Here is a 3794-nt window from a genome sequence, read left to right on the forward strand (position 1 = left end):
CTGTACGCGCTGGCGGCGCTGTCCGGCGCGCTCAAGGTCGTGGTGGTGCCGCTGGTGCTGCGCAGGCTGCTCGGCGCGCCGGTCAGCGAGGACGCGCCCGGCGTCGCGGGCAGCTACACGCTGAACCCGGCCAGCGCGGTGCTGGCCTGCATCGGGCTGGCCGCGTTCGGGTTCTTCACGTTCGGGCGGCTGCACATCGCTGGACCGGCCGCCCCGGCGCTCGCGCTGGCGATCGCGGCGGCGATGGTCTTCGTCGCGTTCGGACTGATGATCGTGCGCCGGGACGTGGCTTCCCAGGCGGTGGGCTTCCTCACGCTGGAGAACGCGGTCTCGCTGGCCGCGCTGGTGGTCGCCGCCGGGCTGCCGCTGATCCTGGAGACGGCGTTCCTTTTCGACCTGCTGGTCGCGGTGGTCGTGTTCGGGATGCTGATCCGCGCGCACCACACGAAGGCCGAGTCGCTGTCCACCGCCGACCTGACCAGGCTGCAGGGGTGACGCGATGCTCGCGGTAGTGCTGGCCATCCTGATCCTCCCGCTGGCCGCGGGAGTCGTGTGCCTCGCCATCCCCGCCCGGCTGGCCGCCGCCGTCACGGCGGTCTCCGGCATCGCGAGCTTCGGCCTGGTCCTGGCCCTGGTCCCGGAGGCCGCGCACCGCGACCTCAGCGAGCTGTCCGGTTACCTGCGCGCGGACGCGGTGAGCGTGATCTTCCTGCTCGCCACCGGGTTCCTGTACGGGGCGGTGGCCGTCTACGCGGCCGGCTACCTGAAAGGCCGCGACGCCAGGTACGTCCGCCGCTGCTACGCCGGGCTGAACGCGTTCGCCTGGGCGATGCTGGCCGCTCCCCTGATGGGCAGCCTGGCGCTGCTGTGGATCGCGATCGAGGTGACCACGGTCATCTCGGCGCTGCTGGTGGCGATCGAGGACACCGACCGGGCCGCGGAGGCCGCCTGGAAGTACGTCCTGATCGCCTCCGCCGGCCTCAGCCTGGCACTGCTGGCGACGATCTTCGCCTACTACGCCGGCGCGCAGGTCCTTGGCGAGCACTACAACCTGGCCGTCCAGCCGCTGATCGACGTCGCCGCGAAGCTGCCCAAGACCCCGGTCCGGCTTGCCTTCCTGCTCGCGGTCGTCGGCTACGGGACGAAGGTCGGCCTGTTTCCCGTGCACACCTGGCTGCCCGACGCGCACTCGGAGGCGCCGACCCCGGTGTCCGCACTGCTGTCCGGTTCGCTGCTCGCGGTCAGCTTCTACGCGATCCTCCGCTTCTACCAGGTCGCCGCGGCGGCTCTGGGCAGCGGCTTCCCGCGGGACGCGCTGCTGGCCTTCGGTGTCGCGTCGCTGCTGCTCGCGTCGCTGTACGTCTTCGGCCAGCGGGACGTCAAACGGCTGCTCGCCTACTCCAGCGTCGAGCACATGGGCATCCTGGCGATCGGCGTGAGCTTCGGCGCGCCGGCCGCGCTGGCCGGGGTGCTGCTGCACGTCATGGCGCACGCGGCGGCGAAGGCCAACGCGTTCATGGGCGCGGGGGTGTTCACGGTGAAGTTCGGCACCAAGGAGGTCGCCGCGATGCGGGACGGCGTGCGGCTGCTGCCGTGGAGCGGCCCGCTGTTCCTGCTCGCGGTCTTCGCGCTGTCCGCGCTGCCGCCGTCGGGCATCTTCCGCAGCGAATTCCAGATCGTGGCCGGCGGCCTGGGCAGCGGCAGCTACGCCGCCGCGGCGATCCTCGTGATCCTGGTGACCCTCGCCTTCTTCGGGCTCATCACCTCCGCGACCGGAATGCTCCTGTCTCCCGCCAGGGACGGCACGCAAACCGCGGAGCCTGGCGAGCCGAGCGCCTGGATGGTCGTCCCGGTGCTGGCGGGCCTCGCCGTCTTGTTCCTGCTCGGTATCCACCCGCCCGGCGAGCTGACCAGCCTGATCACGCACGCGGCGGCGCAACTGGGGGCGCGATGACGATCACCAGCACCGAACCAGCCGTCGCCGCGCTGCGGGAGGCGCTCGCCGGCCGCACCGGACGCGGCGAGCGGTTCGCCGGCCTGTCCGCGTTCCGCAGCGGCGGAACCGTCACTCTGTCGGCCTACGTGACCGCTCCTGGCCGCATCGACACGCTGGAGGCGACGCTGCCGCCCGGCGCCCGTGGCTACCCGTCGCTGACCCTAGCGCCCCCGGCGATCGGCGCGGCGTTCTGGTACGAACGGCTGATCCACGACGAGACCGGGATCGTCCCCGAGGGTCATCCCCGGCTCGCCCCGCTCGTCAAGCCCGGCGACCCGCTGCCCAGGCACGTGACGGGATACGGGCTGTTCACGATCCCGCACGGCCCGGTCAGGTCCGGGGTGACCGAGTCGATGGAGTACCTGGTCGAGACCCCCGGCGAGGCGATCCCGCACCTCAACATGCGGATCTTCTACAAGCACCGCGGCGTGGCCGGCCGGTTCACCGGCATGACCGCGGGCGACGGCGTCCTGCTCGCCGAGCGGGCCGAAGGCATCGCCTCCGTCGCCCACGCCCTCGCCTACTGCCACGCGGTCGAGGCGATCGCCGGCTGCGAGATCCCGCGCGAGGCCGCCCTCGTCCGGGTGGCGTACGCGGAACTCGAGCGGATCGCGAACCACCTGGACGTCGCGGTGCGGCTCGCCGACGCGGCCGGCCTCGCGGTCGCCACCGCCCGCTTCGCGCTGCACAAGGAACGGGTGCTGCGGCTGGTCAGCGCCATGTGCGGCAGCCGATTCGGCCGCGGCGTCGTGGTCCCTGGCGGCGTGTCGGCGTTTCCGCGGAAACGCCCGGCCGAGATCCTGGCCGGGCTGGCCTCGCTGGAGCAGCAGGTCACCGCCGACATGCACGCGCTGCTCGGCACGTCCTCGTTCCTTGACCGGCTGCGCGGCACCGGCCCGCTCACTCCGGCGCGGGCCCGCGAGCACGGCGCGCTCGGCCCGATCGGCAAGGCATCGGGGTTCGCCGACGACGCGCGGCTCACCCGTCCCTACGACGGCTACGCTGTGCTTCTCCCCGGGGGCCTATCCTCCGCATGGGGGGCTCCCGCCCCCCATTCCCCCTGGCCCCCCGGTGACCCCCCGCATGGGGGGCTTGCCCAGCCCCCCATCCCCCCTAGGGGCGATGCGCTGGCGAGGCTCAGGGTACGGGCTGAGGAAGTCACCCAGGCTTTCGGTCTCATCCGGCTGGCTCTGTCAGATTTTCCGGAACGTACGCAGCTGACTCCCAACGTCCCCTGCGAGCCCGGAGACGGCAGGACGCTCGGCTGGGCCGAGGCCCCGCAGGGCGAAGTGTTCTACGACGTGACGATCGCCGGCGGGCGGATCACCAGCTGCCAGCCGCGCTCGGCGTCATTCCACAACCTGGTGCTGATGCACGAGGTCTTCGCCGGCGACATCCTCACCGACTTCCCGTTCATCGAGGCCAGCTTCGGCCTCTCGGCTGCCGGCGCCGCGCTGTGAGCCTCTGGGTCTTGCGGGGACTACGCGACGGGGTGGTGACGACCCGCTGGCCGAAGAAGCCCGACGAGTACGCCGACGCCTGGCGTGGCCCTGTGACGGTCATAGGGGACGCGGACGCGCCGGACGTCGATGGTCTGTGCCCGACCGGGGCCATCGGGGTAGCCGACCGGGTGCGCGTCGACCAGGGGAAGTGCATTCTCTGCGGCCGATGCGTCGCGGCGCGGCCTGACCTGTTCGCCTGGGCCGCCGGCGCGACCGGACCCGGCGCGGCGGCGCTGACCCGGGAGGCGCTCATCGTCCCCCAAGTCGCCGAGACCGACGAGACGGTGGCGGTGATC

Annotated in this window: 4 protein-coding genes; all 4 read left to right on the forward strand. The window is 72.4% G+C overall.

Annotation, left to right across the window (positions count from 1 at the left end; all coding sequences use genetic code 11):
• The coding region (locus tag WA805_RS21100) for a hypothetical protein (RefSeq protein WP_425243184.1) at positions 1 to 495 on the forward strand (495 nt) is incomplete at its 5' end.
• Positions 496 to 499: 4 nt separating this feature from the next.
• On the forward strand, positions 500 to 1954 hold the full coding sequence (locus WA805_RS21105; RefSeq protein WP_425243185.1) for a proton-conducting transporter membrane subunit: 1455 nt from the start codon (positions 500 to 502) through the stop codon (positions 1952 to 1954).
• Positions 1951 to 3456 carry a hypothetical protein gene (locus WA805_RS21110; protein WP_425243186.1) on the forward strand — a complete coding sequence of 502 codons (1506 nt, stop codon included), beginning with the start codon at positions 1951 to 1953 and terminating at the stop codon, positions 3454 to 3456. Before WA805_RS21105 ends, WA805_RS21110 begins: the two co-directional genes overlap by 4 nt.
• 11 nt (positions 3457 to 3467) lie before the next feature.
• The coding region (locus tag WA805_RS21115) for a hypothetical protein (RefSeq protein WP_425243187.1) at positions 3468 to 3794 on the forward strand (327 nt) is incomplete at its 3' end.

This window comes from Trebonia sp. (assembly GCF_049794275.1).
Taxonomy (GTDB): Bacteria; Actinomycetota; Actinomycetes; order Streptosporangiales; family Streptosporangiaceae; genus Trebonia.

Excerpts from the sequence above, each read along its gene's own strand:
- WA805_RS21105 (WP_425243185.1), top strand. The coding sequence starts at position 500 with ATGCTCGCGGTAGTGCTGGCCATCCTGATCCTCCCGCTGGCCGCGGGA.
- WA805_RS21110 (WP_425243186.1), top strand. The coding sequence starts at position 1,951 with ATGACGATCACCAGCACCGAACCAGCCGTCGCCGCGCTGCGGGAGGCG.